15 protein-coding genes are annotated in these 19005 nt (G+C 35.0%); 8 read left to right on the plus strand and 7 right to left on the minus strand.

Translation table 11 applies throughout. The features are described from left to right. Positions 1-72: 72 nt before the first annotated feature. On the minus strand, positions 73-453 hold the full coding sequence (gene fliW, locus ABYK18_RS09605; RefSeq protein ID WP_373036456.1) for a flagellar assembly protein FliW: 381 nt from the start codon (positions 451-453) through the stop codon (positions 73-75). 124 nt (positions 454-577) lie between these two features. On the opposite strand from fliW, the gene bamD reads away from it, so the two are divergent. After that, complete coding sequence (gene bamD, locus ABYK18_RS09610; RefSeq protein ID WP_373036457.1) at positions 578-1462, plus strand: outer membrane protein assembly factor BamD; 885 nt, start codon at positions 578-580, stop codon at positions 1460-1462. 18 nt (positions 1463-1480) lie between these two features. After that, a complete protein-coding gene (gene lon / locus ABYK18_RS09615) occupies positions 1481-3904 on the plus strand; it encodes an endopeptidase La (RefSeq protein ID WP_373036458.1) in 2424 nt (807 codons plus the stop codon). Between the two features lie 6 nt (positions 3905-3910). On the opposite strand, the gene ABYK18_RS09620 is transcribed toward lon, so the two are convergent. The 6 genes from ABYK18_RS09620 to ABYK18_RS09645 form a co-directional block, all read right to left on the minus strand. Further along, positions 3911-4288: a PleD family two-component system response regulator gene (locus ABYK18_RS09620; protein WP_373036459.1), complete on the minus strand. Its 378-nt coding sequence runs from the start codon at positions 4286-4288 to the stop codon at positions 3911-3913. 9 nt (positions 4289-4297) lie between these two features. Beyond that, positions 4298-7549 (minus strand): nitrate- and nitrite sensing domain-containing protein, encoded by a 3252-nt coding sequence (locus ABYK18_RS09625; protein ID WP_373036460.1) that lies wholly within the window; start codon positions 7547-7549, stop codon positions 4298-4300. Positions 7550-7552: 3 nt separating this feature from the next. Further along, positions 7553-9310 (minus strand): Hpt domain-containing protein, encoded by a 1758-nt coding sequence (locus ABYK18_RS09630; protein WP_373036461.1) that lies wholly within the window; start codon positions 9308-9310, stop codon positions 7553-7555. Positions 9311-9319: 9 nt separating this feature from the next. Further along, entirely contained in the window at positions 9320-9733 is a 414-nt protein-coding gene (locus ABYK18_RS09635) for a PAS domain-containing protein (RefSeq protein ID WP_373036462.1), read from the minus strand. A 66-nt stretch (positions 9734-9799) separates the two neighbouring features. Next, positions 9800-11602, minus strand: coding sequence for an excinuclease ABC subunit UvrC (uvrC, locus tag ABYK18_RS09640; protein ID WP_373036463.1), 1803 nt, complete (start codon positions 11600-11602; stop codon positions 9800-9802). Then, the gene (locus tag ABYK18_RS09645) at positions 11592-12038 is read right to left on the minus strand and encodes a hypothetical protein (protein WP_373036464.1); all 447 of its coding nucleotides are present in this window, start codon (positions 12036-12038) and stop codon (positions 11592-11594) included. The genes uvrC and ABYK18_RS09645 overlap by 11 nt, the downstream gene beginning before the upstream one ends. On the opposite strand from ABYK18_RS09645, the gene ABYK18_RS09650 reads away from it, so the two are divergent. From ABYK18_RS09650 to purD, 6 genes are all read left to right on the plus strand, one after another. Next, positions 12021-12167 (plus strand): hypothetical protein, encoded by a 147-nt coding sequence (locus tag ABYK18_RS09650; protein WP_373036465.1) that lies wholly within the window; start codon positions 12021-12023, stop codon positions 12165-12167. The genes ABYK18_RS09645 and ABYK18_RS09650 overlap by 18 nt on opposite strands. After that, on the plus strand, positions 12167-13642 hold the full coding sequence (gene nadB, locus ABYK18_RS09655; RefSeq protein WP_373036466.1) for an L-aspartate oxidase: 1476 nt from the start codon (positions 12167-12169) through the stop codon (positions 13640-13642). Before ABYK18_RS09650 ends, nadB begins: the two co-directional genes overlap by 1 nt. Then, a complete protein-coding gene (nhaD, locus tag ABYK18_RS09660; protein ID WP_373036489.1) occupies positions 13614-14990 on the plus strand; it encodes a sodium:proton antiporter NhaD in 1377 nt (458 codons plus the stop codon). The genes nadB and nhaD overlap by 29 nt, the downstream gene beginning before the upstream one ends. A gap of 213 nt (positions 14991-15203) precedes the next feature. Continuing rightward, positions 15204-16751 carry a glutamine-hydrolyzing GMP synthase gene (guaA, locus tag ABYK18_RS09665; protein WP_373036467.1) on the plus strand — a complete coding sequence of 516 codons (1548 nt, stop codon included), beginning with the start codon at positions 15204-15206 and terminating at the stop codon, positions 16749-16751. Between the two features lie 20 nt (positions 16752-16771). Then, entirely contained in the window at positions 16772-17413 is a 642-nt protein-coding gene (locus ABYK18_RS09670) for a uroporphyrinogen-III synthase (protein WP_373036468.1), read from the plus strand. A 324-nt stretch (positions 17414-17737) separates the two neighbouring features. Next, positions 17738-19003, plus strand: a complete 1266-nt coding sequence (gene purD / locus ABYK18_RS09675; RefSeq protein ID WP_373036469.1) for a phosphoribosylamine--glycine ligase — start codon at positions 17738-17740, stop codon at positions 19001-19003. The last annotated feature ends 2 nt before the right edge of the window (positions 19004-19005 follow it).

The following is a 19005-nucleotide window of genomic DNA, read 5'->3' on the forward strand; positions in this document are numbered from 1 at the left end:
CCCTCAGCTTCACGTAGAAAAGAGCAGCCTACATGTAGATTGTACTATTATTAACGATAATATTTTCTTAAATTATTTATTTAAAAAAGTAGATATTTTTTCAGCTACACCGTACTTCGTAGATTCAGCAAGGATTACTTGAGCTGCCTTATTGTTATCTGTGTTAAAGATAAGAGGCCCTATGAAATTTACCACAGAGTTCTCTATGGGAGTTTGTATAAGAACAATATTCAAAATCAAAAGATTTGATTTTTCATTTATTTCCATCATATTTTTGATATTGTTTGGAACTTCAAAATCATATTCTCTTAAAACAAAAGGGTTTATAAGAGTAAAAGATATATGCTCATCTTCACAAGAAACCATTTTCATAAAAATATCATCAATCTTTTGTAACTCTACCTGTTTTATCTTTTCAAAGCCTAAAAGAGGTACGCTCATGTCAAATTTCATAAAAAACCTTTTGCAAATTATTTGTTTATTGTAGCACTTTAAGCATAAAATGTACCTAGTTTAATCAGTGTTATATATCTTTTAGCTAAAATATCATCTTATTTATATATTGGGATATTATTTGATGAAATTTAAAAATAGTTTTTTACTGACGGCATTCTCAGCTATCATCTTTTTTAGCGGTTGTTCTAAAGAGTTGGAAGAGTATAACAAGCCGGCTATATATTGGTATGGGAAAATAGTAAAAAATATTTCTCAGGGAGATTTGGAAAAAGCAGATAACTATTATAGTTCTCTCCAAGGTGAGCATATCGGTTCACCTCTTTTGCCCGAAGCAACTATGATTTTGGCTATAGCTCATATGCATGATGAAGAGTATCTCTTAAGTGAACATTTTTTAAATGAATACATAAAAAGATATGCAACGGCAAATGAGAAAGAAGATGCAGAGTTTTTAAAGATAAAAGCTAAGTATCTTGCTCTTCCAAATCCAAGGCGTGATCAAGCGCTTATCGCAGATGCTATAAGAGAAGCGCAAAAGTTTAAACATAACTATCCTGATTCTATGTACTATAACGTTGTAGATACCATGCAAACGCATTTATATATGGCTGAAGCTGCCTTAAATGAGACAATAGCAGATCTTTACGCCAGACTAGACAAACCAAAAAGTGCCCAGTACTATAGAACACTTAAACCACAACCGTGGATAAACTGGAATGAGGTAGACAGAGCAAATTCTCCCTGGTATCGTGAGTGGTTTGAAGGTGACGGTACTGAAAGTTGGTATGCTTTTATGGTTCCTGATACAAGGAGTGTTGTTTCAAGAAACTCTATTGTTAATGACAGTTTGACTCAAAAAGCCCCAGCAAAAGAAATAACTGAAACTAAGAAAACTTTGAGTAAATTTCAACAAGATGAACTAGATAAAGCACAAGATTTAAAAGATAAAGGTATCATCACAGAAGATGAGTTTAATGCCTTGAGAGATAAAATATTAGAACTTTAACAAATTTAGGATGAAAATATGAAATTAAGCAATTATGGAGATTTTCCGGCTGATATACCGGTAATAGCAGAAGACGAACTTTTTTTATACCCTTTTATGATATCACCGCTTTTCTTGAGTGATGAAAACAATATAAAGGCGGCAACTTTAGCCATGGAGGACAGCTCTTTAGTCATTGTCTGTCCTACCAAACCTTCAAGAAATGGCGAGAGAACGTTTGACTCACTTTACGATGCGGGTGTAGTTGGCTCTATTATGAGAAAAGTAGCGCTTCCAGATGGTCGTGTTAAGGTTCTTTTTCAAGGACTCGCACGTGCTAAAATACTTTATGAAGTACAAGATTCACCTCTGATAGCAAAGGTGGATATACTTCAAGCTACAAATGTGGGTTCTCTAAAGATAGATGCCATACTCGAAGTAGTTCGTGAAAAAGTCAGAACACTCTCTAGTGTAAGCAATTATTTTCCTCCGGATTTATTGAGAACCATAGAAGAGAATCATGATCATAACCGCATCATAGATCTGATATGCAGCAGTGTAAAACTTAAAAAAGAACAAGCGTATAAACTTTTTGTTGAGACAGATACGGAAAAAAGATTTTTATTTCTAATTGATTATCTTATTGATGAGATAGAAGCGAACAAAATACAAAAAGAGATTAGAAGTAAAGTTCATACCCACATAGAAAAAGTAAATAAAGAGTACTTTTTAAAAGAGCAGTTAAAACAGATCCAAAAAGAGTTGGGAACTGATACTGCTCGTGATGAAGAGATAGAAGAATACCGTAATAAACTAGAAGCCAAAAAAGGCAAAATGGGTGAGGAAGCTTATAAAGAAATATCTAAACAGATAGAGAGGTTCTCTAGAATGCATCCGGATTCTTCAGATGCATCTATGACTCAGACATACTTGGACTGGACATTAGAGATTCCATTTGGTGAGAATGCGAAAAAAGCACTTAAAATAAAAGACGTCGAGGCGCAGTTAAATGAGGACCATTTTTCACTTAAAAAGCCAAAAGAGAGAATAATTGAGTATTTTGCCGTAAGAGAGCTCTTGGAGTTAAGAGGTCTTAGCAGTGACAGTGCAGGGGCGATTTTGTGTTTTTCAGGACCTCCGGGTGTCGGTAAGACTTCTTTGGCAAATTCCATTGCGGAAGCTCTTAAGAGACCACTTGTCAGAATAGCTCTTGGCGGGCTTGAAGATGTAAATGAGTTAAGAGGGCACAGAAGAACTTATGTCGGTGCTATGCCCGGTCGTATTACTCAAGGTCTAATAGATGCCAAGAAGATGAATCCTGTTGTTGTTTTGGATGAGATAGATAAAGTCTCCCGCTCTCAAAGAGGGGATCCTACGGCAGCACTTTTAGAGATATTGGACCCGGAGCAAAACAAGGAGTTTAGAGATTACTATCTTAACTTTGACATAGATTTAAGTAAGGTTATTTTTATTGCTACTGCAAATGATGTCAGTCGTATTCCTACTCCCCTTCGTGATAGAATGGAGTTTATAACAATAAGTTCATATACTCCGCAAGAAAAACTCGAGATTGCAAAGAGATATTTAATACCTCAAGAACTTAAGAAACATGGACTCAAAAAGAGTGAAGTGAGCATCTCAAAACCTGCTCTTAAAGAGTTGATACATAGTTATACAAGAGAAGCCGGCGTGAGAAATCTCCGCCGTAGAATTGCAGATATGAGTAGAAAGATAGCTCGTCAAATATTAGAAAATTCTGCAACCGATAAGATATCCATAACACTAAAAAATTTAAAAGACTTCTTCGATAAAAGTGTTTTTGAAATAGAAAAGACAACGAAAGTACCTGTTGTAGGTGTAGTTAACGGATTAGCTTGGACAGCGGTCGGCGGAGATGTACTAAAGATAGAGAGCATTAGAATCAAGGGTAAAGGCACTATGCAGCTAACGGGTAGTCTTGGAGATGTGATGAAAGAATCTGCACGAATAGCTATGAGTGTTGTTAAGACTCTTATTGACACTAAGAAGCTGAAAATAGCACCTGAGAATATTCCTCTTACATTTAAAGAAACAGAAGAAAAAATCAAAGTTGATCCTAGTGAAGTATATAAGCGTTATGACCTGCATATACATGTCCCAGACGGTGCAACTCCAAAAGACGGGCCAAGTGCAGGTATAGCAATGGTCAGTGTCATCTCTTCAATACTAAGCGGAGAAAAAATCCGTTCTGAGATTGCTATGACTGGAGAAGTTTCTTTAAGCGGAGATGTTCTACCTATAGGCGGATTAAGAGAAAAACTGATAGCCGCGCATAAGGCCGGCATGAGTAAGGTCTTAATACCTTCAAAAAATTATGAAAGAGATTTGGATGATATTCCAAAAGAAGTAAAAGATTCTTTAGAGATAATCGGTGTAAGCAGGGTTGAAGAGGTCTTAAAATATATTTTAGTGAAGGAGTCGTAAGACTTCTTACACTATAACAGTTGATATCTTTTGAAGCAGATCGCTGTTTCGTATAGGTTTCATTAAAAAACCATTGGCTCCAAACTCCAGAGCATCACTTTTCTTAGTCTCATCAGTCGTTAAGACTATAATAGGAAGTTGACGAAGATTATCATCTGCACGTACAACTTTTAGCATCTCAATCCCACCCATAACAGGCATGATTATATCGAGTAATATTAGATCAATATCATTTCTTGATTTGAGAACACCTATGGCATCCGAACCATTTTTAGCCTCAATGACTTCTTTAACTTTACCACTTTTCATCAACATTGATTTTAGTAGTTTAAGATTAATCATATCGTCATCTACTGCTAATACTACTAGGTCTATTTTGGGCATACCCTATCCTTAAATAAATTTTTCAAATACTAAACGTAGTAAATCTTTATTTACCACATTTTTAATTAATTCATGCACATATAAAGCATCGTCAGCATCTTCTTTTAAAGATGAATCACTGATAAGAACCAAGTAAGAGATTAGTCCACTGATTTTATTTGAGGCCTTGATGTCATTAGATAATTTTTCTAAATTTAGTCCACTTAACTCTTTGTCAAAGAGTATAAGTTTATATGTATTGGTCTTAGTCATATCTTCTAACTCTTTTGCTGTGTAAGCAAGCTCATAAGTATAACCTAATGATTCAAGAAGTTGTATATATAGTTTTGATTCAAAAAGAGTTTTTTTCGCTAAAAGAATATCTGCTTTGTATTTTGATTTTTCATTCTTTATAGATTGTTCTATTATCTCTTGTTCATTTGAGATATTATTTTGCACTTCTTCTTCGTTATTTTCCTCAGATACAATATCTTTATCTATTGTTTTTGCAACTTCAGCAGCACTTTTTGGAACTACTGGATCTTCTTCTACAATGAAATCTGCCAGAAAATGATTTAAAAGCGAGATTATTTCTGACCTAACTAAAGGTTTTGTTGTATACTCATCCAAACCTGCTTCTAAGAATCTTTCTCTATCACCTTTAAGAGCATTTGCAGTTAGTGCTATAATTGGAACATGCGGTTGATTGAAGTCTTCTTCATATTCTAAGATTTCAGCAGTTGCTTCTACGCCGTCAAGAAAAGGCATCTGAATATCCATAAAAATAAGATCAAAATTTCCATCTTTTCTTTTTTGGAAAGCTTCAAGACCATTGCTTGCAATCGAGATCGTTAATCCTAAATCTTCCAGTGTTCTTTTGATGAGTTTTTGATTGATGATATTATCTTCGGCAACTAAAACATTTGCTTTAAATTTTGATGTTTCTTTGTTGAATTTTTTACGATTTGTTTTTTTAGCCTGTTTAGCATTATAGTTTTCTGCATTAAAGTTGTCAAGAGCTAGTTTGACTTTTGAAATATTCAGAGGTTCATATATGGTTTTAAATATATCTATATTGAGAGAATCTATCTTTTTCATGTAGTATGATTTAGTTAAAAGGACCAAAGCTTGTGGAAGCTGTGAATATGCAACCAAATCATTTTCTTGACAGTAATCATAATCAACAAATATTAAGTCATAACTTACTTGTCTTTGTATAGTTTCTAACTCGTTAATATCTTTAAAAGTAGTGTAGCTGACACCATAGAAATCTAAATATTCACGTAAGTAAGTCTCTTGCCTTTTTGTTTTATGGTTAACTTCAAGCAATAATGCGTTAAGATTGGAAAAAGTGCCTTTACTGCTTTCATTTAGTGTCTCTACTTCTTCAAAATCTATTGTAAAGTAAAAAGTTGTTCCAGATCCTGTCTCACTATGAAGATCAAGCTGTCCACCCATTAGTTCAATAAACCTGCTTGAAATTGTAAGCCCGAGACCGGTACCGCCGTACTTACGAGTAATAGATGTATCTGCTTGAGAAAATGCTTCAAAAATTCTAGATTTTTGTTCACTTGTTACACCGATACCACTATCTTGAACTTCAAATCTAACTCTTGTTTTGCCTTCTTGATCACATTCAACCTGTCTAATATCTACATTTATAGAACCAGCACTGCTAGTGAATTTAACAGCATTTGAAAGCAGGTTGATAATGACTTCTTTAATCTTGGTAGGGTCACCTTTTAGCGGATGTTCTAGAGCCGGGTCTATAAAACATCCAAGGTCTATATGCTTTTCACTCGCACGTACTGCGTAAACTTCAACCGCACTTTCAAATTCATCAATAGGATTAAAAACAATATCTTCAATCTCAAGTTTGTTGCTCTCAATTTTAGAAAGGTCAAGGATATTATTGATAATTTCAAGAAGGTTTTCAGATGATTTTTCAATAATTTCAACAAACTCACTCTGTTCTTCTGCAAGTCCTGTATCTTTAAGAAGTTCCGTAAAACCAACAATCCCGTTTAATGGAGTACGTATTTCATGAGACATATTTGCAAGAAACATTGATTTAGCTTCACTGGCTTCTTGTGCAGACTCCTTATCCTCTCTTGTCTGCTCGATTATCTTTTCTAGCAAATCATATGCTTGAGCTGTACCATCAGCGGTTTGCAGGTCAATAACAGCACTCTCTTCATCTTCACTTGTATCTTCTGCAACCCTTTTTAATACTTCCTCAAGGTTTTTGATGTTTCTTGTAATCTCATTAGATAGGAAATAACCTAAAGTAGCCAAGATTAAAGATACTGTCCAAATTACCATTGTAATAATAAGAAATTGCAATGAAGATGCTTGAACTTCTTTAGCTCTCTTATCCATTTCATTTAAAAGCAGGTCTTCTGCATTTGATATGATGTTTATTTTCTCAGAGTGCATTGTGAACCAGACACCGGAACTAATATCATATTTACCGTTTTGACTAGCGGAAATAATTGCTGTTCTCTCAGTATTGATATCTTGAAAAAGTTCTATTGCATCTTCATTTTTGAAGAGTTGGTTTAACTCATCAAGAAGTTTTTTATTATGGAGTGTGTTGTAACTTATAGCATCTGCTTTACCGATTATAGAAATCCATTTGTTAAGATCTTCTTCTTTAAGTTTTGTAGAGCGAGAGATGATGTATGACATGTAACCTCTCTCTATACCACTGAACTCTTTTGCATTAACCATTGCTATATATATTGAGTAAAGCTCATTAATATACTGGTCCGTCTGATCATTTGTAATTTGTTCAAGTTGAGCAATCGAATGTCTTTGAGTATCACTATAAATGTTTGTAAATACATCTTTGAATGCTATTTTTTTACTATCAACCAATTCTCTGGCATCATAAATTTTTTGAAGTGAAGTCTCTACAGAAGTGTAGTTTTGACAAGTAAGACAGTTTTCTTCACCTTTTGAATGGTCATGTAGTGCAACGTCATTTTTTGTGTGCTCTAAATATGCTTGTGTTTTTGCATCAACGACTTTTCTTTGTTCTTGTAATGATTTAAAAATATTTTTTGATGGATTACCGAGATACATGGCAGTCATACCACGTTCCCTCGCAACATTTCCGACTACATCATTTAAGTATCTGTTTTGGGAGAGTTTATTGTGAAGCATCTCCGCTCTTTGATAATTTTTGTACGAATCATAAAGGTAATAACTTGTTAATGAAAATAGAATAATAATTGGAAATAAACTGATTAATCTTAGTCTGTTTTTTAAACCTAGCTGCATATATTAAACCTCTTTGCCCGATATTTGCTCTAGTTTAGCACTTATTAAGTCTATGGATTCTTTGACCAAATCAGCATCTTGTGTGTTGATGATTGATTCTAACTCTTTAGTAAAATCATGAATCCTCATATTATCACTCATGCTTTTAAGTTTAACTGCAGTTTCTTTCCATGTTTGGGCATCATCTTGTTGTACGGCTTCATTGATCTTAGTACAATCATTTCTAGCTTCTATTATAAAATCATCAAATAGTGCATCAAAACTTTGTGAATCTATACCAATCTCACTTGCTGCCATGGCTTTGCTGAATGTAGATTGAGAAAGTTCTGTAGCTGTTTCTTCTAAAGTATCTAGCTCTTCTATCTCAATGCTGTCGTTTAAAAATGTATCATCTTGAGTTGATTCAAAATCTATATCAATTTCATTTAAATCACCGATTTCATTATCTAGGGTTATCTCTTCAAGTTCTAACTCTGGTGTATAATTTTCCGTGATATCATTGTTTAAAAAATCATCGTCTGCTAATTCAGGCATTTCTATTTTTTGTGGAACCTCGATATCTTCGATTTTCTCTTGTGTATTTACTTCATCATCATCTTTAAAGCTAAGAATTAAATCATCGTCGTCATGATCATTTTTATCTTCAGGTATTTCTTCTATTTCAGTTTCCATAGAAATTTCTTCTTGAGATTCTGCAATCTCACCCTCTTGAATATTTTTTCCGGATAATTTTTCAATTATTAAATAAAATGTGTCCATGTTTGTCTTAATCTCATTAGTATCACTCGAAGTATTAATATTAGTTAAGACTTCAAATGCATCTTCGATGCGTAAATTTGCTGCAACACCTTTTAGTTTATGAGAGAGTATTTTAACGTTGTCCATGTTTCCATCAAGAAGTGATTGATATAAGTCATCTTTAAAATCTTTTGCCTGATTAATGAAATCTTGAATAAACTCTTCTATTAAGTCAACAGGAAGTCCAAGTTCATCTGATGCAAGGTGTGGGTCATAGACATAATCTCTCTGTGTATTAAGAACTTGTGCAGCAACAGGAGTAACTATTTGTTCTTCTGGTTGTTCTTCTGGTTCAATGTGAATGTTTTCATCTTCACTTTCATAAGCTTCTGTTTCACCGACTTCTAAAGGTTCATCATATAGGTCTATTGGAGAGTCTTCATATATGTCTTCGATAATCTGTGGATTTGAACCAAGTTCATCAAGTGTATCTGTAGTGCTAATCTCATAAGGGTCATGTGTGACTTCTACGCTCTCTTGAGGTTCCTGGTTTTGGACAATTGTTTTATCTTCTTCCTCAGCATTAAATTCATCGGTAAATTCAGGAGTATTAAATACAACATTGCTTTGAGCAGAGGCTATATGTGCAGGTTTTTCAAGTATATCTCCGGCTATTTGTTCATTTTCACTGTGTGTCAACGTTCTTAAATTTGAAAGATTTATGATATATGCTTTTTTTGTTGGATTGTCTACCAAGTAAGCAGTTTTTATATCTAAAACACATCTGAAGTTCTTGCCGTTAGCGTGTATTACTACTTTTGAATCATCACTACCTTCTGCACACGTAACAAAGTCTATCCAATGAACATGTTTGAAGTTATGTACAAAGCCAGGAGTTTTTACAAAAAGGTCTGCAAAATCGTCTGATTCATTTCTTAGTTGTGAAAGATCTGAAAATCCTAGAGTTTTTAAATCACTTTCATCAATTCCCACAAACTCTTTTTGGTAGTTATAAATTAACATGAATTCCCCTTACTTTTCAGTTTCAAGCATTTTTTTATAAAGCTCTTTATTTTCGTCAATATCTTTTCTTGAAGCGACTTTTCTTGCAGCTATATAGCCTGTTATCTCTTCATTTTCATTACGAACAGGGATTATTTCTGAATCAACCCAGTAATATAATCCGTCTTTACGTAGATTTTTCACTAAACCGTTCCAAGCCTGACCACCTTGTATGGTACTCCACATCTTGGCAAATATTGCCTTTGGCATATCTGGATGTCTGATGATATTATGGTTACTTCCAATAAGTTCATCTATTTTATAACCTGAAACTTCGCAAAATTTTCTATTTGCAAAAGTTATAATACCCTTTAAGTCAGTTTGACTGATGACCATACTGCCTTCAAAGATATACTCTTCATCAACCGGTACTACTTTGTCCATAAATAAACCTTATATTCTACAAAATATTATGGTTATAAATATATCATAATAGATGCAAAACTATACTTAGACGTAAATATTTTTAATTACTTTTGCATCTTTTATGTTTAAAACAGAGCCTATTTCTTCAATAGTTAGGGTTTTTAGGGCTTCAAAGGTTCCAAAATGATTGAGTAGTTTTTTCACCTTCGCCTCAGAGATTCCATGAAGACTCAAAAGTTTACTCTCTTTGTCAAGTTTAAGTTTTGTTTTTTTGTGGAAGCTTATTGCACTTCTATGTGCTTCATCTCTTAAATTTTGAGTCCATTGAAGTCTTTTATCGGAATTTTTTAGCTTAAATATATCATCTTTTGTATGAATAATATCATTGGCTTTACCTTTTGCCCTGTGAGCTTTGGCATCAACTTTTTCTTTTGAAATAGCGATTATATCTATAAACACACCTGCTGAATCTACAATCTCGGAAGCCAGTTTTAAAAGAGTAGCTCCTCCGTCGATTATCCATAAATCAGGAGGTGAGTTTTTGGAAAAACTTTCAACTCTTCTTGTTAAAGTCTCGCGCATCTGAGCGTATTCGTCTTTTGCTTCAAGATGATAAGTCCTATAGCTTTTTTTATCAAACTCACCATTTTCATAAACAATCATCGCCCCTACAGTTGCAACTCCGGACATGTGAGAATTGTCAAAGACTTCGACTCTTTTTGGGATGCGCTCTAAGCAAAGAAGGTCTTTTAATTCATCTAATATTTTTGTGTCAACTGATTGTTTGTCTTTTTTTAGAAGTTCTTTGGCATTAAGAATGGCCAAATCAATAAGCTGTTTTTTATTACCTTGTTTTGGTACTTTAATAGTCGCTTTTTTTTCAAAAACACTACTTAGATGCTCTTGTATAATCTCTAGGTTCTCAAACTGAGATGCAACTAAAATGGGTGCAATAATCGGAGGTTTTTCTTTGGAGTAGAATGCTAAAAGAACCCTCTGGTAGAGCTCATCCTCATCATAACCTTCGTTGAGCTGTATGAAATCATGAGTAGAGGAGATGATTTTTCCATCTCTCATAAATATTCTGACAACGACAGCTCTGGTTTCAGAATTTTGAAGAACAAAAATATCATAGTTCTCATTCGTTGCAAAATCTATTTCACTTTTAATCTCTGAACGGGTGATTCTCTCTATCCTGTCTCTTAACTCACCTGCCTCTTCGAATCTCAGGTTCTCGGCATAAAAAGACATCTTTTCTTGAAGTTTTTTTATGAGCAATTTTTTATTTTGAATCAGTTCATGAGCTAAATCTAACTCTTGTTCATATCTTGCATCTGAGATAGGAAGTTCACAAGGACCTAAACATTTATCAATCTGATGATACAAACAGAGTTTCTTTGATTTTAGGCATCCCTTTTTTTGAACAAGTTTGCAAAGCTCGTACACAGAGTCTAAAATATCTCTAGAAGCTACAGAATAAGGTCCGAAATATTTGATATCGGATGAGTCTATAATTTTTCTTGTTATCTCAAACCTAGGGTATCTTTGAGAGTTGTCTATGTAGATATATGGATAAGTCTTGTCATCCCGAAGAAGAATATTATATTTTGGATTCAACTGCTTGATAAGTGAGTTTTCAAGTATTAGAGCATCATGTTCTGAGTTTACGACTATGTAGTTCATAGATGCCGTCTGATTTATCATCTTTGTTATTCTGAGTGACAGATTGGATTTTGCTTTTAACTCAGGCGTAAAACTGAAATAACTTTTTACCCTTTTTTGCAGGTTTTTTGCTTTTCCGATATAGAGCAGATGCCCGTTAGTGTCAAAATATTGGTAGATGCCAGCAGAGTCGGGAAGCTGTTTTATCGTTTGTTTAAGAGTCATTTTTGGCTTTTATAATATTTTGGATAGATTTGACTAAAGAGTTTAATTTTTCATCCTTAATATCGATTGTGAAATTCCCTGTAGCTCTCTCTTTATAGATTTCTTTTGAATCAGTTTTAAACAGAGTTATCTTGCCTACAGGCTTGTTTGTCACAAATGCTTTGATATCGGTTACACTGATATCCATACATTCCTCAGGAGCTACGAACTTTAAAGCACTTTTAATACTTTGTATATTATTATCAAACTCTTGTTTAGCCCCGGGGTGATTTAGGACAAAAAAAAGTATGTCATTTTTAAAATATGCAAACTTAATCATCCTTTGAAGTGCCGGTGAAAATAGAGATTGTATTTTTTTGATACATCTAAATTTTGAAAGTTTTGAGAATTGAGGTCTATGTTGAATAGAATTAAGAATTTGAGCACTGTTTTTCATCTGCTTATTATAGCAATGTTTGTATTAAGTTTAAACGGATGCGGATATAAAAAAGCGCCTTATTATAAAGAAGAAGCTCCTAAGGGCGATGATAATGTTAAGTTTATCATCAAAGAGCCAAGTAAATAATGCAGTATGATGTAATAATAATTGGAGCGGGAGTAGCCGGTCTGTATGCGGCTTCTCACATTCCAAAAGATAAAAAAGTACTCATAATAAATAAAAGAGAAACTTTTAAATGCAACAGCTTCTATGCTCAGGGTGGAGTGGCACTCTCAAAAGATGAAGATGATATTCCTCTTCATATAAAAGATACCCTTGAAGCCGGAGCAGGTCTTTGTGATGAAGAAGCCGTAAAAGTTTTAAGCCATAACTCACGGGAAGTTATCGATGATCTGATTGAAAGAGGATTTGAGTTTGACCGTGATGACGATGGAAAACTTCTTTATACGAAAGAAGCAGCTCACTCGACTAGTAGAATTCTTCATGCCGGAGGAGATGCAACGGGTAGGCACATGCATTTCTTTTTACTGGAACAAAACCCGCATCCGATGCTCAGCGATGCCAGAGTCGTAGACCTTCTCATAAAAGATGGTGAATGTTACGGCGTCACTGTTTTAGATCATAGAGAGAGTAGAAATATCTACGCTCCCAACGTGATAATAGCAAGCGGTGGAGTAGGCTCTCTTTATCAATATCATACAAATGCTCCGTGTATCAGCGCAGATTTGCAGGGACTCTGTGTTTTAAAAGGTATAGAACTAGAAAATATGGAGATGATGCAATTTCACCCGACTGTCTATGTAAATAGTGAGTATGCTCAAAAACTTCTCTTAACTGAAGCGCTAAGAGGTGAGGGTGCGACCATAGAAGATGAAAATGGAAAAAGATTTTTGTTTGAGTATGATTCTCGCGGTGAGCTTGCTTCTAGGGATATAGTTAGTAAATCTATATATGACTATACTAAAAAAACAGGCTTGAAAACCTATCTAAACCTTAGCAATTTTGATTACCACTATTTTATGCAGAGATTTCCAAACATATATAAAAACCTGAGAGATATCGGTTTTGACGTACCGGAGCAAAGAGTTCCAATCTCTCCGGCTTTTCATTATGCTATAGGCGGTATAAAGACTGATTTAAAAGGAAAAGTTCCAAACGTGAGTGGACTTTACGCTATTGGTGAAGTGGCATCCGTGAGAGTTCATGGGGCAAATAGACTGGCTTCTAACTCACTATTGGAAGCTTTAGTATTTGCAAAAAAGGCGGTACAAGATATTTTGCAAAATGCAAAGCAAAAAAAGATGCTTGAGTTTGATGTCAGCAATGAAGTAATGAGTCTCAAAGGAGATAAAGAGAAGAAAAATCTTCTTCGTGAGATTATGTGGGAATATGTCTCTATAGTTAGAACAAATGATGGATTAAATAAGGCATTAGAGCAAATCAATGCTCTTTTAAAAGAAAAAATTGGTAAACTGTTAAAATTTCGTTTATTAACGGCAAAAGAGATTGTTCTTTCAGCATTAGCTAGAGATAAATCCATAGGTGTACATTTTATTAAAAAGGACAATAATGATAAGATTATTGATGATGCTAATGCTTAGCATTAGTTTAACATATGCGAGTTCCGGGGTATCTACAGATGTAATTCCCGATTTGACTTTTACGTGGGTGGGCTTGGTCTCTCTTGTGATTTTTGTTGTTGCCTACTACTTTGTTGCAACAGAGGAAAAATACCACATAGATAAAGCTAAACCTGCATTATTTGCCGGTACATTTATGTTTATTTTAATAGCTGCGTATTATGCAATGAATCATTTAAACATGGATTTAGTTCATATTCAGGCACAGCATCTGATACTTGAAATTGCTGAGATTTTCTTCTTTTTGTTTGTTGCAATGACATATATTGAAACACTAATACATATGAATGTTTTTGAAAAACTCAAATATAATTTGATATCTAAAGGATATAATTACAGAAAGTTGTTCTGGTTAACAGGGTTTTTAGCATTTTTCATATCTCCGATTGCGGATAACTTGACAACAGCACTTATCTTATCAACAGTTTTAATCACAATCGAGCGTGAAAACAAACACTTTCTTGTCCCAGGTGCGATTAATATTGTTGTAGCGGCAAATGCCGGCGGTGCTTGGTCTCCTTTTGGAGATATCACAACTCTTATGGCCTGGACTGCCGGTAAAGGTGCTTTTTCAGATTTTCTGTTTTTACTTCCAGCCTCTTTAGGTGGTTATCTTGTAACGGCATTTATATTAAGCAAGTTTGTGCCGCAGACAAAACCTGATTTTGATGCATCCAAAGAAAAATCTCCTGAGATGATGCATGGAGCGAATATCGCTATTGGTCTTGGTATTTTTACTATCGCTTCTGCGGTAATATCTCACCAAGTTCTTCATTTGCCTGCGATGTGGGGGATGATGTTTGGTTTAGCCGTACTGAAGTTATTCCAGTATAGACTAAAAAGAAAATACAATTCACAGCTTAATATCTTTGAATCAATGAGTAAAATAGAAAACAATACGCTTCTGTTCTTCTTTGGTATTTTAGCTGCTGTGGGAGCGCTTTATTTTATAGGTTGGTTAGCTTTAGCCGCTGTAGTTTACGATCCGAATGTTCTTGGTCCGACTTGGTCAAATATCGGGGTAGGATTTTTATCGGCAATCGTTGATAATGTACCTGTTATGTCTGCCGTACTTAAAGCGTCGCCGTCGATGGGACTAGATCAGTGGATGCTTGTAACATTAACAGCAGGTGTAGGTGGTAGTTTAATTTCTTTTGGTTCAGCTGCAGGTGTTGGTGTAATGGGTAAATTACCGGGTATTTATACATTTGGTGCTCACATGAAATATTCATGGACTATTCTTATCGGTTATATTACATCAATTGCTATTTGGTATCTTCAGTACGAAGTATTAAATATTGGTGCGTAAAACATTTGTTTTATTGAGATAGAAGAGGTTTTTTCTATCTCAAATTTCCTTATATCAAATCTTAATCTTTTTTATAGTATCCTTCCGTGATTAATTAAAGCACTATTGTTAAGCAACACAGGTGCGTGGGCTTCCTACCAAAGGAAACCAAGCGTTAGCTTATAATTACGGGCTTTGCCCGTAATGTGATATAAAAAATAAAAAGGCATTTTTATGACAAATGTTAGCATCATAGTTTTAGATTTTGGTTCTCAGTACACCCAACTTATAGCTCGTCGTCTTCGTGAAGATAAAATATATTGTGAAATTCTTCCATACCATACATCAGTAGAAGAGATTGCAGCAAAAAACCCAAAAGGTATCATCTTAAGCGGTGGTCCTTCTTCTGTTTATAATGAAAATGCATATGAAGTTGATCAGGGTGTTTACAATATGGGATTGCCTGTTCTTGGTATCTGTTACGGTATGCAAAGAATCGCGGTAGATTTTGGTGGAAGCGTAATACGCTCAGACCATCATGAGTATGGAAAAGCTGAACTCGAAATTGTTGAACCGCAACACTGCTCTCCATTACTCCAAGATTGTGAAAGCGGTCGTATTGTCTGGATGAGTCACTCTGATAAAGTAGATGTTTTACCGGATGGATTCAAACCGATTGCTATAAGTGCAAACTCTCCATACGCAGCAATAGCAAATGAAGAAAAACGTGTTTATGCAATGCAGTATCATCCTGAAGTACAGCACTCTGAAGAGGGCTACCTGATGCTTAGAAATTTTGCAAAAAACATTTGTGGAGTAACTGAAAAATGGAAAATGGAGCACTTCTTAAAAGAGCAGATTAAAATCATTCGCGAAAAAGTAGGTGATGGAAAAGTCCTTTGTGGACTAAGCGGCGGAGTTGATAGCTCTGTTGTTGCTGCGATGCTTTATGAAGCGATAGGTGATCAACTTATTCCAGTATTTGTAGATAATGGACTTTTACGTAAAGGTGAGCGTGAACAAGTTGAACAAGTTTTCAAACTGAATCTAAAAGCTCCTCTTATCACGGTAGATGCAGTTGATAACTTTTTAGGAAAACTGGCAGGCATATCAGACCCTGAAGAAAAACGTAAGATAATTGGTCACACGTTCATAGAAGAGTTCGAAAAAGAGGCTAAAAAACACAATGGTATTAAATTCTTAGCTCAAGGTACACTATACCCTGATGTTATTGAGTCAATATCTGTAAACGGTCCATCTGAAGTAATAAAATCACACCATAACGTTGGTGGTCTTCCTGATTGGATGGATTTTGAATTAATTGAACCTTTACGTGAACTTTTCAAAGATGAAGTTCGTAAAATAGGATTGGAACTTGGTCTTCCAGAGTCTATGATTAACCGCCATCCGTTCCCTGGACCTGGTTTGGCAATTAGAATCATGGGTGATGTAAATGTACCTGACTTAACTTTACTTCGTGAAGCTGATGTTATTTTACTAGATGAGTTAAAGGCCAGTGGTTACTACGCTAAGACTTGGCAGGCCTTTGCAGTTTTACTGAATGTAAAATCTGTCGGTGTAATGGGTGACAACCGTACTTATGATAATACTGTGTGTGTTAGAGTCGTTGAAGCTGTTGATGGAATGACAGCGACATTTGCACACCTTCCACATGACTTACTAGAGAGAATCTCCAGAAGAATCATCAATGAAGTTGATGGTATAAATCGTGTAGTTTACGATATCTCAAGTAAGCCACCTGCTACTATAGAATGGGAGTAGAGATTTAAATCTCTCTTCTCATGAAAAGACAAATATACCTCTTCGCAACTTCAAAACATCCAGATGCTATAAGCTCTAAATCTTTAGAGGTCAGATTTTTAAAACCGCAAATCGATTTTAGTAAATACGACTATCTGATAATAACTTCCAAACAAACAGTAAAAGCACTTGAACAATATAAAAGAGAAAATTTCATAAATATTCCTGCTCTTTGTGTATCTGCAAAAACTGCTGCATCTTATGAGAGTTTTGGCGGAAAGATTTTGGATATCGGTGATGGTTACGGTGATAATCTTGTTAAAAACATAAAAGAAAAATCAAAAGACAAAAAATGGCTTTATCTGCGAGCTGAATTGATAGCATCTGACTTTGTTCAAAGATGCAAGAATGACGGTTATGATATAGATGAAGAGATTCTTTATGTAAGTGAATGTGCCAAAGAAGCTTTAGAAGTAGAAGTAAGTGAAAATCCTATATTGGTATTTACTTCTCCATCGGCAATTGAGTGCTTTTTGAAGACTCATACCATAGGAGAGGATGCTAAAGTCGTAGTCATTGGCAAGACTACCGCAAAAGCTCTTCCTTCTGGAGTAAAGTATAAGATATCTCAAAAAACATCCATAGATAGTTGTATGGAAACCGCTTTAACACTGCAAGTATAAAAAAACAATATTTTAAAATAACTCCCCAAAAAGAGAAGTTTATTAAATAAAATCAAGATTTTTTTAGTATAATATATTCATAGTCTGAGTAGTTCGATATATCGTACATATGAGGGTTCTACATTTTCAAACAGTGAACAGGTAGAGTTCTTGTGTGTCAGTGTCATCGTTTGAGATACGTTAACTCTGTCGAGATGATGCCGCCGTTAGAGAACGCTCTCTTCACCCAAATTCGGCTTTTAGAACCGAGCCAATTACGAAACGGCTACTCGGGCTATCTTCTTTTGATAGATGCCCCATTACTAGAAATAAATCGGAGAATATATGAAAATATTAATTTTAGGTGCAGGCGGTAGAGAATACTCTATAGCTAGAGCAATTTTAAACGAAGAACAAAAACATGAACTATTTTTTATGCCGGGTAACGGTGCTACAAACAATTTGGGTACAAATTTAAATATTAAAGATTATGACAAACTAGCAGATTTCGCAAAAGAAAATAGTATTGAATTAACAATAGTAGGTCCGGAAGCTCCGCTGGTTGACGGTGTGGTAGATATTTTCAAAGCAAAAGAATTAACAATTTTCGGACCAAGTAAAGAGGCTGCACAGCTTGAGGGTTCAAAAGTTTATATGAAAAACTTTTTAGCAAAGTATAGTATTCCAACTGCTCGCTATATAGAGACTGACTCCATAGAAGATGCGTTTAAATTTACAGAGACTTTAACTGCTCCGATAGTCGTTAAAGCTGACGGATTATGCGGTGGTAAAGGTGTTATTATCGCACAGAGTCATGATGAAGCAAAAGTAGCTATCTCAGAGATGCTAAGCGGTAAAAGTTTTGGAGAAGCGGGACTTAAAGTTATAGTTGAAGAGTTCCTTGACGGTTACGAGCTTTCGATGTTTGCTGTGTGTGATGGAGATGATTATATCTTACTTCCTGCGGCGCAGGATCATAAAAGATTACAAGATAATGATCAAGGACCTAATACTGGCGGAATGGGTGCCTATGCTCCAACACCATTGGTAGATGAAGAATTATACCAAAAAGTTAGAGACAGAATTATTCGTCCTACTTTAGATGGAATGAAGCAAGAGGGAGCACCTTTTGAAGGTGTTTTGTTTATTGGCATCATGGTTGTAAACGGTGAGCCTATCACATTGGAGTTCAATGTACGTTTTGGTGATCCTGAGTGTGAGATACTTATGCCTCTTATGACTTCTAGTGTCAGTGATATGTTTTATAAGGCTGCTACAAACAGACTTGGTGAGATAAAAGTAGAGTTTTCTTCACAATATGCCGTTGGTGTAGTAATGGCTAGTGAAAACTATCCATACGGAAGTTCAACTCCTGCTGAGATAATTGTAGATGAAGTTCACCATGAAGATATAAAAAACTTTACTCATATCTCATATGCAGGTGTCAGTATGCAAGATGGCGTACTATACGCAGACGGCGGTAGAGTCTTAGTATGTGTAGGTCTTGGAGATACTATCAAAGAAGCTAGAGATAGAGCATATATGAGATGCGGTCAAGTCCATTTTGCAGGTAAAAAGATAAGAACAGATATAGCTTATCAAGCCCTTTAGGA

Origin of the sequence: Sulfurimonas sp., from assembly GCF_041563495.1 — a bacterium.
Lineage (GTDB): Bacteria > Campylobacterota > Campylobacteria > Campylobacterales > Sulfurimonadaceae > Sulfurimonas.

What these genes read in the sequence shown, in the direction of transcription:
- fliW (WP_373036456.1), bottom strand. Translation starts at nt 453, where the DNA reads ATGAAATTTGACATGAGCGTACCTCTTTTAGGCTTTGAAAAGATAAAA.
- bamD (WP_373036457.1), top strand. Translation starts at nt 578, where the DNA reads ATGAAATTTAAAAATAGTTTTTTACTGACGGCATTCTCAGCTATCATC.
- lon (WP_373036458.1), top strand. Translation starts at nt 1,481, where the DNA reads ATGAAATTAAGCAATTATGGAGATTTTCCGGCTGATATACCGGTAATA.
- ABYK18_RS09620 (WP_373036459.1), bottom strand. Translation starts at nt 4,288, where the DNA reads ATGCCCAAAATAGACCTAGTAGTATTAGCAGTAGATGACGATATGATT.
- ABYK18_RS09625 (WP_373036460.1), bottom strand. Translation starts at nt 7,549, where the DNA reads ATGCAGCTAGGTTTAAAAAACAGACTAAGATTAATCAGTTTATTTCCA.
- ABYK18_RS09630 (WP_373036461.1), bottom strand. Translation starts at nt 9,310, where the DNA reads ATGTTAATTTATAACTACCAAAAAGAGTTTGTGGGAATTGATGAAAGT.
- ABYK18_RS09635 (WP_373036462.1), bottom strand. Translation starts at nt 9,733, where the DNA reads ATGGACAAAGTAGTACCGGTTGATGAAGAGTATATCTTTGAAGGCAGT.
- uvrC (WP_373036463.1), bottom strand. Translation starts at nt 11,602, where the DNA reads ATGACTCTTAAACAAACGATAAAACAGCTTCCCGACTCTGCTGGCATC.
- ABYK18_RS09645 (WP_373036464.1), bottom strand. Translation starts at nt 12,038, where the DNA reads ATGAAAAACAGTGCTCAAATTCTTAATTCTATTCAACATAGACCTCAA.
- nadB (WP_373036466.1), top strand. Translation starts at nt 12,167, where the DNA reads ATGCAGTATGATGTAATAATAATTGGAGCGGGAGTAGCCGGTCTGTAT.
- guaA (WP_373036467.1), top strand. Translation starts at nt 15,204, where the DNA reads ATGACAAATGTTAGCATCATAGTTTTAGATTTTGGTTCTCAGTACACC.
- ABYK18_RS09670 (WP_373036468.1), top strand. Translation starts at nt 16,772, where the DNA reads ATGAAAAGACAAATATACCTCTTCGCAACTTCAAAACATCCAGATGCT.
- purD (WP_373036469.1), top strand. Translation starts at nt 17,738, where the DNA reads ATGAAAATATTAATTTTAGGTGCAGGCGGTAGAGAATACTCTATAGCT.